The 19,868-nt window shown below is 55.5% G+C and carries 16 protein-coding genes; 4 read left to right on the top strand and 12 right to left on the bottom strand.

Annotated features, from left to right (window positions below):
- Positions 1 to 21: 21 nt before the first annotated feature.
- Entirely contained in the window at positions 22 to 1,758 is a 1,737-nt protein-coding gene (msbA, locus tag LMS44_RS08890; protein WP_041158063.1) for a lipid A export permease/ATP-binding protein MsbA, read from the bottom strand.
- A gap of 55 nt (positions 1,759 to 1,813) precedes the next feature.
- Complete coding sequence (locus tag LMS44_RS08885) at positions 1,814 to 4,093, bottom strand: DNA internalization-related competence protein ComEC/Rec2 (protein ID WP_278369392.1); 2,280 nt, start codon at positions 4,091 to 4,093, stop codon at positions 1,814 to 1,816.
- A 95-nt stretch (positions 4,094 to 4,188) separates the two neighbouring features.
- On the opposite strand from LMS44_RS08885, the gene LMS44_RS08880 reads away from it, so the two are divergent.
- Positions 4,189 to 4,746 (top strand): DUF2062 domain-containing protein, encoded by a 558-nt coding sequence (locus tag LMS44_RS08880; protein ID WP_009286403.1) that lies wholly within the window; start codon positions 4,189 to 4,191, stop codon positions 4,744 to 4,746.
- A 16-nt stretch (positions 4,747 to 4,762) separates the two neighbouring features.
- Here the strand turns inward: LMS44_RS08880 and LMS44_RS08875 are convergent, their stop codons facing one another.
- Together LMS44_RS08875 and LMS44_RS08870 are read right to left on the bottom strand one after the other, a co-directional pair.
- Positions 4,763 to 5,476: an ABC transporter ATP-binding protein gene (locus tag LMS44_RS08875; RefSeq protein ID WP_022523890.1), complete on the bottom strand. Its 714-nt coding sequence runs from the start codon at positions 5,474 to 5,476 to the stop codon at positions 4,763 to 4,765.
- Positions 5,477 to 5,501: 25 nt separating this feature from the next.
- Entirely contained in the window at positions 5,502 to 6,743 is a 1,242-nt protein-coding gene (locus LMS44_RS08870; protein ID WP_022523891.1) for a lipoprotein-releasing ABC transporter permease subunit, read from the bottom strand.
- Positions 6,744 to 6,922: 179 nt separating this feature from the next.
- Between LMS44_RS08870 and LMS44_RS08865 the strand changes: the two genes are divergently transcribed.
- Together LMS44_RS08865 and LMS44_RS08860 are read left to right on the top strand one after the other, a co-directional pair.
- The gene (locus LMS44_RS08865) at positions 6,923 to 7,990 is read left to right on the top strand and encodes an agmatine deiminase family protein (protein WP_022523892.1); all 1,068 of its coding nucleotides are present in this window, start codon (positions 6,923 to 6,925) and stop codon (positions 7,988 to 7,990) included.
- Positions 7,991 to 8,000: 10 nt separating this feature from the next.
- Entirely contained in the window at positions 8,001 to 8,903 is a 903-nt protein-coding gene (locus LMS44_RS08860; protein WP_022523893.1) for a carbon-nitrogen hydrolase, read from the top strand.
- Positions 8,904 to 9,017: 114 nt separating this feature from the next.
- On the opposite strand, the gene LMS44_RS08855 is transcribed toward LMS44_RS08860, so the two are convergent.
- From LMS44_RS08855 to LMS44_RS08840, 4 genes are all read right to left on the bottom strand, one after another.
- Positions 9,018 to 9,974, bottom strand: a complete 957-nt coding sequence (locus tag LMS44_RS08855; RefSeq protein ID WP_022523894.1) for a Nudix family hydrolase — start codon at positions 9,972 to 9,974, stop codon at positions 9,018 to 9,020.
- Between the two features lie 121 nt (positions 9,975 to 10,095).
- Positions 10,096 to 11,325 (bottom strand): bifunctional glutamate N-acetyltransferase/amino-acid acetyltransferase ArgJ, encoded by a 1,230-nt coding sequence (gene argJ, locus LMS44_RS08850; RefSeq protein ID WP_022523895.1) that lies wholly within the window; start codon positions 11,323 to 11,325, stop codon positions 10,096 to 10,098.
- 67 nt (positions 11,326 to 11,392) lie between these two features.
- Positions 11,393 to 14,125 (bottom strand): preprotein translocase subunit SecA, encoded by a 2,733-nt coding sequence (gene secA, locus LMS44_RS08845; RefSeq protein ID WP_022523896.1) that lies wholly within the window; start codon positions 14,123 to 14,125, stop codon positions 11,393 to 11,395.
- 101 nt (positions 14,126 to 14,226) lie between these two features.
- Positions 14,227 to 14,577, bottom strand: coding sequence for a hypothetical protein (locus LMS44_RS08840; protein ID WP_022523897.1), 351 nt, complete (start codon positions 14,575 to 14,577; stop codon positions 14,227 to 14,229).
- 110 nt (positions 14,578 to 14,687) lie between these two features.
- On the opposite strand from LMS44_RS08840, the gene LMS44_RS08835 reads away from it, so the two are divergent.
- On the top strand, positions 14,688 to 15,149 hold the full coding sequence (locus tag LMS44_RS08835) for a DUF721 domain-containing protein (protein WP_009286397.1): 462 nt from the start codon (positions 14,688 to 14,690) through the stop codon (positions 15,147 to 15,149).
- A 137-nt stretch (positions 15,150 to 15,286) separates the two neighbouring features.
- Here LMS44_RS08835 and lpxC read toward each other — a convergent pair whose 3' ends face one another.
- From lpxC to LMS44_RS08815, 4 genes are all read right to left on the bottom strand, one after another.
- Complete coding sequence (lpxC, locus tag LMS44_RS08830; RefSeq protein ID WP_009286396.1) at positions 15,287 to 16,198, bottom strand: UDP-3-O-acyl-N-acetylglucosamine deacetylase; 912 nt, start codon at positions 16,196 to 16,198, stop codon at positions 15,287 to 15,289.
- A 134-nt stretch (positions 16,199 to 16,332) separates the two neighbouring features.
- Positions 16,333 to 17,508: a cell division protein FtsZ gene (gene ftsZ, locus LMS44_RS08825; RefSeq protein ID WP_498947237.1), complete on the bottom strand. Its 1,176-nt coding sequence runs from the start codon at positions 17,506 to 17,508 to the stop codon at positions 16,333 to 16,335.
- Positions 17,509 to 17,542: 34 nt separating this feature from the next.
- Positions 17,543 to 18,832 carry a cell division protein FtsA gene (ftsA, locus tag LMS44_RS08820; protein ID WP_022523899.1) on the bottom strand — a complete coding sequence of 430 codons (1,290 nt, stop codon included), beginning with the start codon at positions 18,830 to 18,832 and terminating at the stop codon, positions 17,543 to 17,545.
- Positions 18,833 to 19,145: 313 nt separating this feature from the next.
- A complete protein-coding gene (locus LMS44_RS08815) occupies positions 19,146 to 19,859 on the bottom strand; it encodes a cell division protein FtsQ/DivIB (RefSeq protein ID WP_009286395.1) in 714 nt (237 codons plus the stop codon).
- Positions 19,860 to 19,868 lie beyond the last annotated feature (9 nt).

The following is a 19,868-nucleotide window of genomic DNA, read 5'->3' as shown; positions in this document are numbered from 1 at the left end:
AAAAGGCTCATATCGATAGCCTCATGGCGCTTCTTGAAACTGCAGTTGATGCAGCGCCGCGTAGGCGCCATCGGCATCCAGCAGCGACTGATGCGACCCCTCTTCGATAATGCGCCCCTGATCCATCACCACAATCCGGTCAGCCCGCTCTATGGTAGAGAGGCGGTGGGCGATGACCAGCGTGGTGCGCCCTTCACAGACTCGCTCAAGGGCTTTTTGAATATAGCGCTCGGATTCTGTATCCAACGCAGAAGTGGCCTCATCCAGCACCAGTAGCGGCGCGTCCTTGAAGATCGCCCGGGCAATCGCCAGCCGCTGGCGTTGGCCGCCCGAGAGCATCACGCCATTTTCACCCACGGTGGTGGCATAACCATTGGGGAGCTTATCGATAAACTCATGGGCATAGGCGGCTTCAGCTGCAGCCTGTACAGCCTGGGGGTCAGGATTGGCCACCCCGTAAGCAATATTATCGGCAATCGAGGCGTTAAATAGCGTCACCTGCTGCGACACCAGAGCAATCTGCTGGCGCAGTGGGCCAAGCGCGTATTCATCAACATTAATGCCATCGATAGTAATACTGCCTTGAGTGGGGCAGTAAAAACGCGGCAGCAAGCTGACCAGAGTGGACTTGCCGCTCCCCGAACGCCCGACTATCGCCACCAGTTCGCCCGGTGCTATGCGCAGATTAATATCGTGCAGGACTTCGGGCTGGTCGTCGGCATAGCGGAAGCTAACATGATCGATCACGACATCGCCGTTTAAACGGCTGGCAATATGTTTGCCACTATCCTCTTCAGGGGTCATATCCAGCAATCCGAAAAGCTCTGACGCGGCCGCCAGGCCTTTCTGAATTTCACCGTTAATCTCGGTCAGTTGACGTACCGGCTTGATCATCAGGGCAGCCGCGGTAATAAAGGCCACAAACTCACCAGGCGTCATGTTCTCCATCAGCGAGGGTGCCATGGCCAGCCAGACCAGTAGCGCCATGGAGATGGCCACCAACATCAGAATCACAGGGGAACTGACCGCACGGGTCATGGCTTCTTTCATACTTTGGCGGCGATTCTCTTCACTGACCCGCTCAAAGCGCTGCTTTTCATACGGCTCTGCGCCGTGGGTGCGCACTACCCGATAGCCCGACAGCGCTTCCGAGGCAATATGGGTGACATCGCCCATGGAGTGCTGAATGCGTTTTGAAATGCGTCTAAAGCGCTTGCTGACGTAGCTTACCACCACGGCAATGATCGGCGTCACGCCCAGAAACAGCAGTGTTAGCATCCAGTTAGTCCAGAGTAGATAGAGCACCAAGCCGACGACGAACAGGCCTTCCCGAAGAATAATCGTCACCGCTTTGGTGGCCGCCCCCGCGACTTGCTCAACGTGGTAGGTCACCCGTGATACCAGTTGACCGCTGGAGTGATGGTCAAAAAACCAGCCCGGCAGATGGAGTAGATGGGCAAACACGTCGCAACGCAGGGTATGAATCACGTAGCGGCCCACATAGGCCATGAAGTAGGTGCTTAAAAAAGTACCTAACCCCCGGGCGGAAAACATAATAATTACAAACAGCGGTAGAAAGAACCGAAACGCCGCATCTGGGTTTTGAATGCCATCAATTAATCGCTTCATCATTTCCGCCAGCGCGGTACTCGACGCGGCGTAAACCACAAAGCCCACTATCGCTAGCGCAAAAGCTCGCCAATGCGGCTTCACATAGCCCAACAACCGCTTATAAATACCCCAACCTGAATCAGTCACACGCGCTCCTGGCCATAGTGTGCAATCGGAGAATTCTACCTGATGGCGACGCGCTTCAACACTGGTTGCGTCGCCCTGGCAATGGTCGCGTTGTTTCAACCTGGATGGGCTGGGCCGCTTTTAGCCAAAAACGCAGTGCGCCGTCATGCGCCGTGTTCCATAGACAGCTGCCCTGCTGGCGAAAACGGCGCACGACAGAATCTACCGGATGTTGAAACGCATTACTCCGCCCGGCGCTAAATATCACGTGCTCAGGAGCGATGGAACGTACGAACTGGATACCCGAGCTGGTGCCGCTGCCATGGTGCCCTGCCACCAATACACTAACAGGCGGCTCCACCTTTCGCAGAAAGCGACGCTCTACCTCAGTGCTCACATCCCCCGTAATCAGCAGTCTCTGCTCACCAGCGCTCACCTCAAGTACGCAGGAGCGATCGTTGGCAGATAAATCGTTATCACCCGCGGGCGGCCAGAGAATACGGTAACTCACCCCATCACGCTGCCATGTTTGACCACGCTGACAATCAATACCGGAAATTGGCAGCGCCTCACCTGCAGGAGCCATCCACTGTTTGACCCGATGATCGGCTAACAATGCGCTGATACCGCCCGCATGGTCATTATCAGCGTGGCTGACTAACACTTGATCAAACAACTGCCCCGGTGACCAAAGCGCCTCCAGAGGCATAAAACCACTACGAAAGCGAGGGCCGGTGTCGTAGAGCAGGCGATAATGCGCGCTGCGCAGTTCTATCAACTGCCCCTGCCCCACATCATGGACGCTGACTCTGAGCGCATTGGGGGGAATCGATGACGGAAGCGACCACCAGGGCAGCGCAACGATCAGCGCTGAGGCTGCCAGCCGTAAGCTTGGCAGCACGGCAGGTAGCCCCCAGCATAACGACAGTAGCAACAGTGCGAGGGAGAGCGGATACGTTAACGACCGATCAGGTTCCCATAGTGGCCAGTGCTGCACCACCAGCGTCAGCAACAGGTGGAAAACGCTTAGCGCCTGCTCAAACAGCCACCATACCGTCTCTCCCACCATGGGCAGAGGTGACAGCAGCCACCCCAGCAGTGCGGTCGGCACCATCACCGAGCTTACCCAGGGTACGGCGACTAAATTGATCAATGGGGCAGCGGGTGCCACTCGTCCAAAGGCCACCAATACGGCGGCGGCCATTAGCGGGGCTAGCAGCAGTTGCGATCTCACCAGCGCCCAGAACCAGCCCTTTATCCCTTGAGGACGCCGCCGCCCCTGCCAAATAATAATCAGCCACGCCACTGCCACAAACGATAGCCACATCCCTGGGCGCCATAGCGCTAGCGGATCGACAATAAGTACCAGCGCGAGAGCCAGCCACCAGCCCTGCCAAGCCCCCGGCGCATGCCGACCACTCAGCACCCACAGCCCGATCAATGTCATCACCATCGCCCGCATAGCCGGTGGCGCCATCCCGGCAAGGGTGGCGTAACTGACACAAGCTAGCGCTGCTAACCACCACGGCCAGGTGCGCATACGCCAGTTGGTGGGAGTTGCAAACCGAGCGACTGACTTGGCTAGCAGCAGTACAAATGAGGCCACCAGCCCGACATGCAAGCCTGAAATCACCACCAGATGCGTGGTTCCGGTGGCATTCAGCAGCGACCAGTCGTCTTGGGTAAGCTGTTCGCTATCGCCTAACGTCAATGCGGCCAGCCAGCGTTTGGTTCGATCGTCGAGCGGCTGACGGGCTAAAAAATCCAGCGCTAGCTGGCGCAACGAAGGGCCCGCAGAAGAAAGCCGAACCGGCGCTGGCTCCTGGCGCAAGTAGCCGGTGGCGTGGATTCCCTCACGCCACAGCCACTGCTCATAATTGAAGGCATCAGGATTGGCAAAGCCACTTGGGGGACGCAAACGAAGCGTCATTTGCCACTGCTCGCCGGGCCTAAAGCGAACATCGCTATAAGCGGTAATGCGCACCTTGGTGAGCGCGGAACAGCTGGGCCGTTGTGCCAGGCTAGTCGAAGAGCTTTGACACTGATCAACGCTTAACAGCAGGCGCGTGGCATTACCCACCGGTTGGGCGGTCAACACGGTTGCCTCAACAGCAAGATCTTCTCCGCTTAGCCCCGTCGGTAAGCGACTCCCCCACTCTTCTTGTACGCCAGTGAAGACCCAGGCGCCGATCAGCAGCCATATACCAAATCGCGGGCACCGCCCCACTACCAGCAACGCGGCTACCAACACCCAGCCAAACGCATTTGGAGTCACCTCTGCGGTGTGGAAATACCAGGCAAAAATACCTCCTGCAAGTGCTGCAAGCGCCGCGGGCATGGCAACACCTAACCGCATAGAGCCCTCCAGCGAATGTTCATTAATGGCCTAGCATAGCCGAAGAGTGGCTCTATATGGATAATGAGCCACATCGATAGGCAAGAGTATCCGCCATGCCGCGCAGATTCCTGCAGCGCTACATGCCCAAACCCGACACTATCAGGAAACAGCGCTCGCTACGCTTTATTGCACCGCTGATTGCAGACCCGGGGTTGTGGCTTCTAACTCGCCGAAGCGTTGCCAATGCGTTTAGCGTGGGCGTGTTTTGCGCGATGCTGCCCATCCCTTTTCAGATGGTCGTTGCCGCGCTAGGCGCGCGCCTAACACGCTGCAATTTAGCCCTCTCGGTAGGCTTGGTATGGATTACTAATCCATTAACGATGCCGCTGATTTTTTACGGCAACTACTGGATTGGCACCTTTATCCTCGGCGCGCCCGTGCGGGAGGCCCCTTCACGTATTTCAACGCACTGGATCGCCGAACAGATGCACGACATTATGCCGCCACTGATCGTCGGCTCGTTGGTAACAGCGATCATATTAGCCATCGTGGTCAATATTGGCATTCGCTTGATCTGGCGCTGGCACGTCTCCCATAACTGGAAACGCCGCCGCCAGATACGTCGGCAGCGGCGTGCGCAGATAGAAGCAGAATTTGACGATAAGGTTTAATGATTGAACCCGACGGTTAAAGCGCCGGCGCCTGCTCGACCAACTTACCCGCATCCAGTTTAAGCACGCGGTCTTGATGGGCCGCCAGGCTAACGTCGTGGGTCACAATCACGAATGCACAGGCGCTCTCTTTGGCCAGTTCATCCATTAGCGCCAAAATGGTCGCCGCTGTGGTTTGATCCAGATTGCCCGTGGGCTCATCCATCAGCACCAAACTAGGATCGGTGACCAACGCACGGGCAATCGCCACGCGCTGGCGCTCCCCGCCGGAAAGCTCACCCGGCTTATGATCCGCCCGCGGCTGCATGCCTACCCGCTCAAGTATCTGCATGGCACGCTTCTCGGCCGCCTTTTTCGACTGACCGCGAATAATCAGCGGTAACGCCGCATTTTCGAGTGCAGTGAATTCCGCCAATAGATGGTGGAATTGATACACAAACCCGATGTAACGGTTACGAAAGCTGCCAAGCGCTGCTTCATTCAGCCCTGATAGCGGCTCACCGGCGATAACGACGCTGCCTTCACTAGGGCGGTCAAGACCGCCCAGCAGGTTTAACAGCGTTGTCTTACCTGACCCCGAGCTGCCGACGATGGCCACCCGTTCCCCGGCGCGCACCTGCAAATTGAGCTTATCCAGTACCGTCAGATCCTGGGGGCCTTCGCTGTAGGTTCGTGTCAGCGTCTGGCAATCGAGCATGACGGCAGCTTCTTGCCCTGTATTTATCGACATCGTGTCATCCTTATTCCTGAAGCCATTATTCATAGCGCAATACATCCGCCGGCTGAACTTTTGCCGCCCGCCAAGCGGGATAAAGTGTCGACAGGAACGTCAGACCAAAGGCGGCCAATACGATACGACTGACATCATTCCACTGCAGGCGTGAAGGCAGGTCGCTAATGAAATAGACCCCAGCATCCAGGAACTGAATCCCCAGCGTTCCTTCCACCCAGCCAATCAGATCCGCAATGGTCAGCGCCAGCAGCACACCCACGGCCACCCCAACAGCGATACCAATCAGCCCGATGGCCATGCCCTGAACAATAAAAATCCCCATAATAGAGCTCGGTTTAGCACCGATAGTCCGCAGAATGGCGATATCCGCGCGTTTATCGGTGACGACCATGACCAGCGTCGAGACGATATTAAACGCCGCCACGGCGATAATCACAGTTAACAGTAGCGCGATCATGCGCTTTTCCATCTGTATCGCCTGGAAAAGATTGCCTTGAGAGAAAGTCCAATCGCTGCCCCGATACTCCGGGCCAAGCTCATTGAGAATCGCCTGGGTCTCGCTACTGGCAGCAAACAGATCATCCAGCTGGAGGCGAAGCCCGCCAACCGCATCACCCAGGCGCGCAAGAGTCTGCATATCTTCAATATTGGCGTAGGCCAAATTAGCGTCTAGTTCGGCACCGACGCTAAAAATACCGCTAACGGTAAAGCGTTTTAAGCGTGGAAAGACCCCGGCGGGGGTAATTGATGCTTCGGGTACCAGCAGCGTTACTCGATCCCCCACGCCAACGCCCAAGTTGCGCGCCAGCATTGAGCCCAGCACCACATGCCACTCTCCGGGAACCAGATCGGTCAATTCACCTTGGCGCATGTGCTCACCAATAATTGACACTCGGTCTTCCCATTCCGGGTTGATGCCATTGACCATGGCTCCCTGATTACGCCCGCCCACGGAGAACATACCTTGTTGCTCAACGTAGGGCGCCGCACCAATGACCCGCTCCCTTTGCATAAGCTCTTCAGCCAGAGCCTGCCATTCAACCATGCCCTCCCGGGACTCAATTTTAGCGTGGGGCACCATGCCTAAAATACGTGTGCGCAGCTCATGGTCGAAGCCATTCATCACCGACAGCACCAAAATAAGTACGGCGACCCCCAGCATTAGCCCCAACATCGAGGTGAGCGAAATAAACGAAATAAAGTGGTTCCGGCGTTTAGCGCGCACGTAGCGCAGCCCCACCAGAAAAGGCAAACGATCAAGCATGGCGTCATTCCTTATCAATAAGCGCTCATGGTACGGTTTTTTTAGTCTCTCTGCATGTTCAAACGGCCATTAGAGCGGCCTTCGCCGTGAGCGTTCAGAATAAAAACGTTACGCTTGCAACTTGCCCCGCCACACCCTACATTGCGCCGATTTACTGCTGACAGTGGGGCTGCGCTTTTATGACGTATCGTTTGCTACCCGAATGGTATCCCCAAGATGGGATACAACTGACCTGGCCACGCCCAGACGGCGATTGGGCGCCTCTGCTTGCGCGCATCGAAGCCACCCTCGAGCGTATCGTGATGGCCACCGCGCGCTATCAGCGTGTGCTTATTTGCGTACCAGACGAACTAACCAAGCAGCGCTTGGCCGATACTTTTCACGCCTACGCTGTGCCCGCTGAACGCCTGCAGCTTATTGTCGCACCCACCGACGATACCTGGGCGCGGGATCATGGCCCGATCAGCGTGGTCGATGAAGATGGCCAATGTGTCTTGCTCGACTACACGTTCACCGGCTGGGGTGGAAAATTTCCCGCCGAACGCGATAACTTGCTCACCCAGTGGCTTGCCGATGCGGGGGCCTGGGCCTGCCCGGTGGCCTCGCGGAATCTGGTACTGGAAGGCGGCGGTATAGAAACTGACGGCGAAGGCACCCTGCTCACCACCGAAGCATGCCTGCTTAACCCCAACCGTAACCCCACGCTATCCCGAGCAGAGGTAGAAGCGCAGCTTGGCGAAGACTTCGGCGTTGACCGTGTGCTGTGGCTGGCCAACGGCCATTTAGAGGGCGATGATACCGACAGCCATATTGATACCCTGGCACGCTTCTGCAACCCAACCACCATCGCCTATGTGCGTTGTGACGACCCTCACGACCCGCACTACGCGGCCTTGGCGGCGATGGAGCAAGAACTGCAGTCTTTCCGGCAACGCAATGGTGAACCCTACCGGCTTGTTCCACTGCCCTGGCCCCAAGCCTGCTTTGACCCGGAAGATGGCCACCGCCTGCCCGCCACCTACGCAAATTTCCTGATCATCAATCAGGCCGTACTGGTGCCTACCTACGGCGACCCGGCGGATGTCACTGCACTGAACGCGCTAGCGGTTGCTTTTCCTGAGCACACGCTAATTCCGATTGAGTGCGTAAGCGTTATTCGCCAACATGGCAGCCTGCACTGTTTAACCATGCAGCTTCCACAAGGCACGCTTGCCCGGGGCACGCCTGCCACGACCGCTATTTGCTAAAGGAGTCACCATGTCGACAACGCTAACCGTCGCTGTTGTGCAGCAACCCGCGTGGCCGGACAAAGCCCAAAGCCTGTCAGCAAGCGAAGAAGGTATCCGTAGCGCCGCTAAACAAGGCGCGCAGTTGGTACTGCTACAAGAACTGCACGCCACCCACTACTTCTGCCAATTTGAAGACCCTGCCCTGTTTGATCTAGCGGAACCGCTGGATGGCCCTACCGGCCAGCGCCTGGCGGCGCTCGCTAAAGAGTTGAATATTGTGCTGGTTGGGTCGCTATTTGAACGCCGCGCTCCAGGGCTATACCACAATACTGCGGTGGTCTATGACCGCGCCAAGGGCCGGGTAGGTCAGTATCGTAAGATGCACATTCCCGATGATCCCGGGTTTTATGAGAAGTTTTACTTCACGCCGGGTGATCATGACAGCACCCGCGGAGAAGGCTTTACTCCGATCGAAACATCCGTGGGCCGTCTCGGCGTCTTGGTCTGCTGGGATCAGTGGTACCCCGAAGCCGCCCGTCTTATGGCGCTAGCCGGTGCCGATTTACTGCTCTACCCCACGGCGATCGGCTGGGATCCCAATGACGACGGGGAAGAAAAGAGCCGCCAAAAAGATGCCTGGACAGTAATTCAGCGCGCCCACGGTGTCGCCAACGGCTTGCCGGTTCTAGTCGCCAACCGGGTTGGCTTTGAGGCGGATCATTCTGGGGTGGGAGACGGCATTCAGTTCTGGGGCGGCAGCTTCGTCTGCGGACCACAAGGTGAACTATTGGCCCATGCGGGGGAAGAGACTGAACAGTTAGTCGTTCAGCTAGATATGGCGCGCAGTGAAAATACCCGCCGCATCTGGCCCTATCTGCGCGATCGTCGTGTGGACGCTTATGGGGATCTGACTCGCCGCTACCGCGACTAGTAGGCTTGGCCTTAGTCTTAAAGATGAAAACGTAAAAACGCCTGCCTTGGCTAAATACCGAGGCAGGCGTTTTTCATTATATAACGCTCTTTTTATGCGTTCTGGCTTGGCGTGTTATTTCCAGAAATCGCGGATCGATGCGATTCCTTGAGCGCCCACGGCACGGGCATGATTGGCATCAAAGCGCGTCATGCCACCCAGTGCGAATACCGGCATGCCTGCGCGCTCTACCAACTGCTGGAAATCATGCCAGCCGAGCGGGAATACTTCCGGGTGTGACGGTGTGGTGCGCAGCGGCGATAAGCTAACAAAGTCGCAGCCTAACACCGCCGCCTGGGTAAGCTGCGTTTGGTTGTGTGTTGATGCGGACAGCCACTTGCTTTCGGCAATCGGACGACGTTCGAGCTGCATCAAACGCTCGCTGGTCAAATGAATGCCATCGGCGTCAATGTGATCAAGCAGCGTCGGCTCACCATTGAGCAGCAGTCGCGCGCCGTACTCACGACACAGGCTCAAGGCACGCTGGGCACGAGCCAGATAAGCCGCTTCATCCAACTGCTTGGCGCGCAGTTGTACCAGGCGAATTTTGTCTTCACGCAGCGCGCGTTCCAAAAACGCATCGAAACGCGCCTCATCCAACTCTTCCCCGGTAATTAAATACTCGGTAGGCAACCTTACCGCTCGCAGAATCGGCAAATTAGCCGCCGGGAAGGGGTAGTTGGAGAGCTCGCTCATGGGCACCCAGCGCACCGCCTGCCCTTCACGACCAAAGGGCTCGCCAGCAAACTCATGCACTTGCCATACATCGAGCAAGATATGCTTGTCGGGGTACTCATGGTGGACGCGAATCAACGGCTGGGCACAAACAATCTCAACGCCTAGCTCTTCGTGCAGTTCACGCTTTAACCCTTCAAGACCTGTTTCATAAGGGGCCAGTTTGCCGCCTGGAAACTCCCAAAGCCCGCCATGATCTACGTTTGATGGCCGACGAGCGATCAGTACTTGCTGTTGATCGGCGCTGATAATCGCTGCCGCCGCGACGTGAACCCGTCGTTTTACCTTTATGCTCATAGACTCATATACTCGTTACGTCTTTATCCACTGCGTGCACCAATGCTAAAGGCATCGGTGCTATATCGCTGCGTGTGCCCACTACCCCTGCCAACCAACGCCCCACACAGGGGGAGACTGATTAGCTGCGGTAATCCGCGTTAATAGACACATAGTCATGGGAGAGGTCGGAGGTCCATACCGTGGCACTTTCCTCGCCGCGCCCCAAGTTAATGCGAATGGTAATTTCTGACTCGGCCATGACGGCGCTTCCTGCCGCTTCGGTATAGCCTGCAGCACGCCCGCCATTTTCAACTAGACGTACATCGCCTAAATCAATCACCACACGGTTGACATCAAAGTCGCTTACAGGCGCTCGTCCTACCGCGGCCAAAATACGCCCCCAATTAGCATCTGAAGCGTAAAGCGCTGTTTTGACTAGCGGTGAGTGCGCAACAGTAAAGGCCACATCGAGCGCCTCTTGACGACTTTTCGCTTCGTCGACCTGAAGGGTAACGAATTTGGTTGCGCCCTCGGCGTCGCGAATAATCGCCTGCGCCAGCTCGGTCATTACCCGCTGCAAGGCGTTGCTGAAAACGGCAATCTGCTCATCGTCGGCAATGCGGGAGCCTGTGCCGGTCGCTGCCAACATACAAGCGTCATTGGTAGAGGTATCGCTATCCACCGTGATGCAGTTAAACGAGCGATCGACGGTTTCACGCAGTAGCCGATCCAGCAGCGGTGCTTCGATAGTTGCATCGGTCACCACAAAGCCCAGCATGGTCGCCATATTGGGCTTAATCATGCCAGACCCTTTCGTGATGCCGTTAATCGTTACCTGCTGATTGCCTATTTCAACCGTGACACTGGCGCCTTTGGCACGAGTATCGGTGGTTAAAATACCTTGGCCTGCGTGTTCCCAGGCAACACTGTCGCTGGCCATGCTTTCAAGTGCCGGTGCCAATCCCGCTAGCAGACGCTCCATCGGCAGCGGCTCGCCAATTACGCCGGTTGAAAACGGCAGCACGTCCTGCGACGACACACCGGCTTGTTTAGCCAGTTCTGCACAGCTAGCCCTGGCATCCCGCAAACCTGCTTCACCCGTACCTGCGTTAGCATTGCCAGTGTTGATCAGCCAAAAGCGTGGCGAACGGTGTTCTGCCCGGCACTGCTCGAGGTGTTGCTTGGCCACCAAAACGGGCGCTGCGCAGAACGCATTACGGGTAAAGACCCCAGACACCGTCACGGTCTCGGGCAGTTCAATCACCACTACATCACGACGATCCGGCTTTTTGATACCCGCCATTGCAACCCCCAGGCGCACCCCTTTTAGGGGTGGCAACTCTGGAAAGGGAGTGTTTCCAACCGCCATGATTTTCTCCTTTAGACAAAGACCGTTTCACAGACCGTCTCAAAAAACGGTCTCAAAACGGGCGCCGTTAGCTTAGTTTTCCACAGCACTGCTTGTACTTTTTACCCGAGCCACAAAAACACGGGTCGTTGCGGCCCACTTTCGGGCCTTCGCGACGCACAGGGCGGCCATCAACACCAGGCGCTTCCTGCTCAGTTTCGGGCTGCTCCTGGGTCGGGGTGTCATGACGGCTTGCCGCCGTGGCGGTTTCCCGCGCCAGCGCTTCGCGGCGCTGTTGCTCAAGGGCGTCTACTTCCTCGGGCTGACGAACCTGTACGTGGCTCAGAATACGCGTCACATCGGCTTTAATGTGCTCTAACAGCTGCTGGAAGAGTTCAAAGGATTCACGCTTGTACTCTTGCTTGGGGTTTTTCTGAGCATAGCCACGTAGGTGGATACCGCGACGCAAATGATCCATCGACTGAAGGTGTTCTTTCCAACGCGTGTCCAGCACTTGCAGCATGACCTGCTTCTCAAAGCGACGAATCAGCTTCTCGCCAGCCGCCTCGATTTTGGCTGCATAGGCCTCGCGGTGCATCGTCTGCAGCCGTTCACGCAACTGCTCTTCACTAAAGCGATCATCTTCGGCGGCCCATTTAACCACCGGTGCGTCAAGGTTGAACTCCGTCTTCAAGTGCGCTTCCAAGCCGGGCAGATCCCACTGCTCGGGCAGGCTTTGGGGCGGCACGTAGTCGCTGATGGCCGTCTCCATCACCTCTTCGCGGATACCAATAACGGCATCAGCCACATCGTCCGCGGCCAGAATCTCATTGCGCTGGTCGTAGATCACTCGACGCTGATCGTTGGCAACATCGTCGTACTCAAGTAGCTGCTTACGAATATCGAAGTTACGCCCTTCAACTTTCTTCTGGGCACGCTCAACGGCGTTAGAGACCATTTTATGCTCAATGGCTTCGCCATGCTCAAGCCCCAATGCCTGCATCAAGCGTTTGACGCGGTCAGAGCCGAACAGGCGCATCAGACTATCTTCAAGCGACAAGAAGAAGCGCGTTGAGCCGGGGTCACCCTGGCGTCCGGCACGGCCACGCAGCTGGTTATCGATACGCCGGGACTCGTGGCGTTCAGAGCCCACCACATGCAGGCCGCCAGCGGCGAGCACACCATCGTGGCGCGCTTGCCACTCGACTTTTAACGCCTCAACCTGTTCTTGGATAGGGTTTTGCAGCTTGGCGACTTCAGCCTCCCAGTTACCGCCTAGAACGATATCGGTGCCACGACCGGCCATGTTAGTGGCGATCGTAATCGCCCCTGGGCGGCCTGCCTGAGCAATGATCTCCGCTTCACTCTGGTGCTGCTTGGCGTTAAGCACATTGAACGTAAGGCCCGCCTCGCGCATCAGCTTGGCAAGGTACTCGGATGTCTCAATAGAAGCCGTACCCACCAGCACTGGACGCCCGGCTTCGGTCTCGGTTTTGACATCTTTGATGATCGCTTCGTACTTCTCTTCCGCGCTCAAATAAACCAGATCGTTGAGGTCTTTACGGGCCAGTGGCCGATTGGTGGGAATCACCACCACGTCGAGGCCGTAAATTTGCCGAAACTCAAAGGCTTCAGTATCCGCCGTACCGGTCATCCCGGCGAGTTTTTCATACAGACGGAAGTAGTTCTGGAACGTCGTTGAGGCTAGCGTTTGGCTTTCGCGCTGCACCGTGACGCCCTCTTTGGCCTCGACGGCTTGGTGCAACCCTTCCGACCAGCGGCGCCCGGGCATAGAGCGGCCGGTGTGCTCGTCGACGATCACCACCTGACCTTCAGAGATGATGTAGTCGACATCACGGTTATAGAGATGGCGGGCGCGCAGCGCCGAGTGCATATGCTGAAGCAAGTTAAGGTTTTGCGCGGCATACAGCGACTCGTCATCGCCCAATAAACCTTCAGCGCGCATCAGCTCTTCAACTTTATTATGCCCCTGCTCGGTTAACTCTACTTGCTTCTGCTTCTCGTCGACCAAGAAGTCACCAACAACCGTGGCTTCCTCATCTTCAATCTCTTCGCCTTTTTCAAGCTGCTGGGCAAGTTGATTGACGACTTTATAGAGGTCGGTATTCTCATCGACCGCACCGGAAATAATCAGCGGCGTACGCGCTTCATCGATAAGAATCGAGTCAACTTCATCGACAATCGCATAGTGCAGGCCACGCTGAACTTTATCTTCTAACGAGAACGCCATGTTATCGCGTAGATAATCGAAGCCGAACTCGTTGTTGGTGCCATAGGTAATATCACACTGGTACGCATGACGCTTCTCTTCGCCTGTCTGGCCGGAGAAAATGACGCCAATGGTAAGGCCCAGAAATTCATACAGCGGACGCATCCACTCAGCATCACGGCGAGCCAGGTAGTCGTTCACCGTGACCACGTGCACCCCTTTACCCGGCAATGCATTCAGGTACACCGCCAGCGTCGCCACCAGCGTTTTACCCTCACCGGTTTTCATTTCAGCGATGCGGCCACGGTGCAGGGTCATGCCGCCTACCATCTGCACATCGAAGTGACGCATGCCCATAACGCGCTTACTGGCTTCTCGCACGATCGCAAAGGCGGGCGCTAACAGCGAATCAAGCGATTCACCGGCTTCTAAGCGCTGGCGCAGCTCGGCGGTTTTACCTTGCAGTTCAGCATCGCTAATCGCCTCAAGCTCTGCTTCTAATGCGTTAATCTGCGGCACCTTCTTGTGCATGCGTTTGACATCGCGGTCGTTTTTAGAGCCCACGACTTTTCGTAATAAATTATTAAGCATGAAATATCCAAGTATTCACGAGCGTCCCAGCGGACATTGCCCTTTCAATGCATGCTGTTTATCTCTAGAGCATGCACAAAGTAGATGTATTATCGACAGACTTAGCGGGAAGGCGGGCCGCGCTGGGTCAAGACATCCCGGGCGGCGACCAGCATAGCCATCGGGGCTAGCCAGAGACATAGACGCCGAACAGGCGCAAAGCGCTGGGGGCTTTGAGCAAAACGTTGCAGCGCGCGCCGACGCCTGGCCACCCAGTGGGACTGGGCGCGTAAAATCGCGGGCACCCAGAAACAGATCGTGACGCTACGCTCACCGCCGCGGAATGCATCTGCAGGGCCTAAACTGGCGGGTAAAAGACAACTCACCAACAGACCGGCCAGCCACCAACGCGCTAAACCGTAACGGCGATGGCGCCGCGGCAAAGCTGATTGAACATCAAGCGTAGGTGACATGCTGTAGACCGGCTCCTGAGCGTGGTAGAGTTTACTAATCAGCCATCGGCGAAGGTGGCCGACGTCATTAGTAGCGGTGCCTAAACAGCAGCACCCTAGGAATTAAGCGTATGAGTATAAAGGTTAAGCGTTCTCGCGCACAGCCCATCGCCCGTCTGCTCTCCAAGTCGGGTGATATTAATCAGTTAATGCGCCTATCTCGTCTCATCGATCAGGCCCAGCGACACTTGCGCGCCCACTTGCCCGAAGAGATGCGCGAACATATTTTTGTGGGTGGCTTTAGCGAAGGTCGTTTAACCCTGATTAGCGGTCAGGCGAGCTGGCTGACGTGGTTACGCTTCGAACAGCGGCGCTTATTGGAACTGCTCCATCAACTGCCTGGCTTTGAAGGAGTCAGCGGCTTTACCTTTAAGGTACGCCCTGTACGCCCTATTGTGGCACCAAAGCGTAACACGCGTAGTCTGTCGGCCGACGCGGGCAAAACCCTTTCCGAGTGCGCTGAAGATACTACCAATCCAGCGCTAAAACGTGCCTTGGAACGGCTTGCATCTCATGCTCGGCCAGCCAAGTAACGCTCACACCATTTTCTCTTCCCATCAGGCTTAGTGCCTTATCGCCACACTCTTAAAAGCATAAAGCACCGCCTAAGCGATGCTTTATGAATCAAAAAGTAAAAAAGCGCTAATATAAAAAGCGAAGCCTAGCTACATCACGCCATTGCAGGTGCGGCATAAGAGATCGGCGCAACCGCCTTTTCCTCTTCAAAGGTGACAATTTCATAGGCATCGGGCTGCGCCATCAATTCGCGGCAGAGCTGATTATTGAGTGCGTGGCCAGATTTCACCCCACGGAACTCGCCGATCAGGCTATAACCCAGCTGGTACAAGTCACCGATAGCATCCAATACTTTGTGCTTAACAAACTCATCTTCGTAGCGCAGGCCGCCTTCATTAACGATGCGGTAATCATCCACCACAATGGCGTTGTCTAGACTTCCGCCTAGCGCCAGATTGTTAGAGCGTAAGAACTCTAGGTCACGCATAAATCCAAAAGTACGTGCACGGGAAACTTCTTTAACGAAGGACGTGGTCGAGAAATCGATCAACGCGGTCTGTTTCTGCTGCTCAAAAACAGGATGATCAAAGTCGATTGCAAAGGAGACTTTGAACCCTTGATGGGGTAAGAACACCGCTTCTTTATCGCCATCGGTCACCGCTACACGGTGCTTGATGCGAATGAATTTCTTCGCAGCATCCTGCTCTAAAATTCCCGCTGATTGGATTAAAAACACAAATGGACTCGCACTGCCGTCCATAATAGGCACTTCAGGTTCACTAACATCCACATAGGCGTTATCGATACCCAACCCAGCAAAGGCCGACATCAGGTGCTCAACGGTAGCTACCTTGACCCCGTTAAACACAAGAGCAGTACATAGCTTGGTATCTTCAACCAATTCTGCCCGTGCGGGAACGTGCGCAACGGGATCCAGATCGGTTCTAACAAACACAATCCCAGTATTGGCCGGCGCCGGACGCAGAGCTAAGTGGACTTTTTTGCCAGAATGCAGGCCCACTCCGGTGGCGCGAATGACGTTTTGTAGGGTGCGTTGTCTGATCATGGATAGTAGCCGAGCTCTAATGACGGTAATAACCGCAGGGGAAAAGTTATCAAACAGTGTTCACTTTAACAGCAAACGAGCGTTTTAGCCAATAAAACGCTCGCTCGCTGTTGCAATGAGCCTGATAGCGAGAATCAATCCGCCTGGCGGCGTAGAAACGCGGGGATGTCCAGATAGTCATCGGCTTCGGAAGCGCGACGCTTTTCAGGACGCGGTTTTGCGGCCGCTTCGGGTGCTTCAGCGCGTGCTGTTGCCTGCTGACGCATTACCGTTGGCTGTTGCAACTTGCGGTAATCCGAGGACTCTGCAGCTGACCGACGGGCAGGCTCGCGCGCGGACGCCTTAGGCTTTTGCCCGTCCAAGCCGGCGGCAACAACAGTGACACGCAGCTCGTCGGACATTTCCATATCAATGGAGGTGCCGACGACAATGGTGGCATCTGGAGACGCAAACTCCTGGACGGTAGCGCCTACATCGTTGAACTCGCCGATCGACAAATCGGGGCCTGCAGTAATGTTGACCAAGATACCGCGTGCGCCGTGAAGGTCGATATCTTCCAGCAGCGGGCTGCGGATCGCTTTCTCGGCGGCTTCGCGAGCACGATTTTCACCCGTGGCACCACCGGTACCCATCATCGCCATGCCCATTTCAGACATAACGGTGCGCACATCAGCAAAATCGACGTTGATGATGCCCGGGCTGGTGATCAGTTCTGCGATACCTTGAACAGCCCCCAGCAGCACATCGTTCGCCGCACTAAAGGCCGTCAGTAGCGTGGCACTCTTGCCCAGCACAGAAAGCAATTTTTCATTAGGAATAGTGATCAGCGAATCCACGTGCTCAGAGAGCTCTTTCATGCCCTCTTCAGCAGCGCGCATACGCTTTGGCCCTTCAAAGGGGAAGGGGCGCGTCACTACCGCAACGGTGAGAATCCCCAGTTCCTTGGCGACCTGGGCAACCACCGGCGCACCTCCTGTGCCCGTACCACCGCCCATACCAGCAGTGATGAAGACCATATCGGCACCGACCAGCAATTCCGCAATGCGTTCGCGGTCTTCCATTGCGGCTTGGCGGCCCACGTCGGGATTGGCACCTGCGCCTAATCCTTTAGTGATTTCGCTACCCAATTGCAACACCGTCTTCGCTGCACAGCGTTTCAGCGCCTGGGCGTCCGTGTTGGCGCAGATAAACTCAACGCCTTCAATATTGCTTTCGACCATGTGGTTAACAGCATTGCCGCCACCGCCGCCAACGCCAACCACTTTGATGACCGCACTGCTCGAGGGTGCGTTATCTACCAATTCGAACATAAGCCCCGTCTCCTGAACCGCGCTTGCGGCCCTGTCAGAAATTTCCTTTGAACCAGCCTTTAATTCTTGCCAGCGCCGAATGGTCTTCCTTGATATCACGCCGGGCAAGCTCGTTACGGCCCTTATGGGCTGCAACCACTCCCCCGTGGCTTCTTAGACCTTGCCCATGACGCGTTTCCTGCAAGGCATAATGCAGCAGACCAACGCCCGTCGCATAAATGGGATTACAAACGACGTCAGCCAAACCTCTTACATTCTGCGGACATGCGATACGAACGGGCATATGGAAAATCTCTTCTGCCAATTCGCTAACCCCTTCCATGCGCGAGGTACCGCCGGTAAGCACTATCCCAGCAGCCACCATGTCTTCATAGCCACTACGGCGCAATTCGTCTCTCACTAGCGTAAATAGCTCTTCGTAGCGTGGTTCTACCACTTCAGCAAGCGCTTGGCGCGATAGATCACGCGCTGGACGATCACCTACGCTAGGTACTTTAATCATTTCATCGCTGGCGGCTAAATGGGTTAGCGCGCAAGCGTATTTAACTTTGATCTCTTCAGCGTGCTGCGTGGGTGTTCGCAACGCCATGGCGATATCGTTAGTGACTTGATCCCCGGCGATAGGAATCACCGCCGTATGGCGTATGGCGCCTTCGCTGAAAATAGCCATGTCGGTGGTTCCACCACCAATGTCGACCATACAGACGCCCAGTTCACGCTCATCTTCAGTCAGCACGGCCATACTAGAGGCGAGCTGCTCTAAGATAATAGCATCCACTTCAAGCCCACAGCGGCGCACACACTTTTCGATATTCTGCACCGCGTTTAATGCGGCTGTCACTAAGTGCACCTGTGCTTCCAAGCGCACACCGGACATGCCAAGCGGCTCACGAATGCCCCCCTGGGCATCAATCGAGAACTCTTGGGGCAGCACATGCAGCACTCGCTGGCCTTCAGAGATGGCACGCGCCCGCGCGGAGTCAATCACACGTTCAATATCGGAGGGCGTTACCTCACGCTCTTTAATAGCGACAACGCCATCCGAGTTCATTGAACTGATATGGCTGCCTGCCACGCCAACGTATACCGAGTGAATATCACAACCGGCCATTAATTCTGCTTCTTCAACGGCGCGCTGGATAGACTGCACAGTCGATTCAATATTGATCACTACGCCACGCTTCATGCCACGCGAAGGATGCGAACCAATACCTGCAATTTCAATTCCGCCGTCGTCGGTAGGTTGACCGACTATCGCGACGACCTTGGACGTTCCAATGTCCAGCCCGACCACCATATTGGATGCGTTGGGTGAGCCTGCCATGAGTCGGGAAATCTCCTTGCGTCATTGTTAAAAATAAATATAAATAGGGTGGCGCTTAATCTAACGCTTAACATTGAAAGCGTGCTACCCAAAATAATCAGTGCTGCTTTTCAGACAATCGCTAAGTACCAATAGTCGAAATTAAAAACTATTTAACCCGCTTCTGGCCCATAGTATAGAAACAATAGTCGCAATACGACTAGTACAAATCCACAATAATAGGCTTGGGTAGCAATTTAAAGCCGATTACTGGCTTTTTCAACGATGGCAACCACTCACTTTTACACCTTATTTGCATCAAGTAATAGAAGAGCTACTCATCTTGCACCGTAAATTCACTTTCTCCATGCCAAGCAACAGCAACACCGTTAGGGTAGCGCAGGTCAATATAACGAATCTGATCGCCAAGAGACGACAACTCACGCTGCCATGAAGCCGACAATCGTGCTAAGCGCACTTCATGCTGACGCCGACCTAACATCACCCAAGCGCCATCGTTTAATTGTAGCCGCCAGGCACCGCGCGGCTCTAAACGAAGTTGAGTAAGATTCAACGATAACTGTTCAAAGTGAAGTTTTAACCGGTGGTAATAATCCAGCACTTCTTCACTGCTTCCAGCAGGGCCAGCGAGATCGGGTAAACCTGCAGGTGGTGATAATGGCGCAAAAGCGAAAGGCTCACCTTCAGGGTTAAGCAAGAAGTCATCATTCCAGCGTGCGACAGGCTGCTGTTCAACCAGCTCAAACACCAGTGCATTCGGCCACTCACGGGAAATGCGCACTTCGTTTAACCAACCCACTTGCAGTGCACGGTCGCGTAATTCACCCAAATCAGCTGATAACCAGGTGGCATCAACCACCAGGGGCGCCAACTGAGTACGCAGGTAGTCAGCGCTGACGTACTCCCATTCACCGCGAATAGACACACGTTCAATCGGACGATCCAGCCACAGCCAAAGCGCCCGCCCGCCAGCTCCCATAAGTAGCGCCAGCAGGAGAATTCCCAACCAAGCGTTACGCTTTTTCATAAGGCACTT

Origin of the sequence: Halomonas profundus (genome assembly GCF_020865425.1) — a bacterium.
Taxonomy (GTDB): domain Bacteria; phylum Pseudomonadota; class Gammaproteobacteria; order Pseudomonadales; family Halomonadaceae; genus Vreelandella; species Vreelandella titanicae.
Note: the sequence above shows the minus strand (reverse complement) of the source record. Positions and strands in the feature narration are given on the sequence as shown.

Coding starts and splice junctions, on each gene's coding strand:
- LMS44_RS08885 (WP_278369392.1), bottom strand. CDS start 4,093: ATGCGGTTAGGTGTTGCCATGCCCGCGGCGCTTGCAGCACTTGCAGGA.
- LMS44_RS08880 (WP_009286403.1), top strand. CDS start 4,189: ATGCCGCGCAGATTCCTGCAGCGCTACATGCCCAAACCCGACACTATC.
- LMS44_RS08875 (WP_022523890.1), bottom strand. CDS start 5,476: ATGTCGATAAATACAGGGCAAGAAGCTGCCGTCATGCTCGATTGCCAG.
- LMS44_RS08870 (WP_022523891.1), bottom strand. CDS start 6,743: ATGCTTGATCGTTTGCCTTTTCTGGTGGGGCTGCGCTACGTGCGCGCT.
- LMS44_RS08865 (WP_022523892.1), top strand. CDS start 6,923: ATGACGTATCGTTTGCTACCCGAATGGTATCCCCAAGATGGGATACAA.
- LMS44_RS08860 (WP_022523893.1), top strand. CDS start 8,001: ATGTCGACAACGCTAACCGTCGCTGTTGTGCAGCAACCCGCGTGGCCG.
- LMS44_RS08855 (WP_022523894.1), bottom strand. CDS start 9,974: ATGAGCATAAAGGTAAAACGACGGGTTCACGTCGCGGCGGCAGCGATT.
- argJ (WP_022523895.1), bottom strand. CDS start 11,325: ATGGCGGTTGGAAACACTCCCTTTCCAGAGTTGCCACCCCTAAAAGGG.
- secA (WP_022523896.1), bottom strand. CDS start 14,125: ATGCTTAATAATTTATTACGAAAAGTCGTGGGCTCTAAAAACGACCGC.
- LMS44_RS08840 (WP_022523897.1), bottom strand. CDS start 14,577: ATGTCACCTACGCTTGATGTTCAATCAGCTTTGCCGCGGCGCCATCGC.
- LMS44_RS08835 (WP_009286397.1), top strand. CDS start 14,688: ATGAGTATAAAGGTTAAGCGTTCTCGCGCACAGCCCATCGCCCGTCTG.
- lpxC (WP_009286396.1), bottom strand. CDS start 16,198: ATGATCAGACAACGCACCCTACAAAACGTCATTCGCGCCACCGGAGTG.
- ftsZ (WP_498947237.1), bottom strand. CDS start 17,508: ATGTTCGAATTGGTAGATAACGCACCCTCGAGCAGTGCGGTCATCAAA.
- ftsA (WP_022523899.1), bottom strand. CDS start 18,832: ATGGCAGGCTCACCCAACGCATCCAATATGGTGGTCGGGCTGGACATT.
- LMS44_RS08815 (WP_009286395.1), bottom strand. CDS start 19,859: ATGAAAAAGCGTAACGCTTGGTTGGGAATTCTCCTGCTGGCGCTACTT.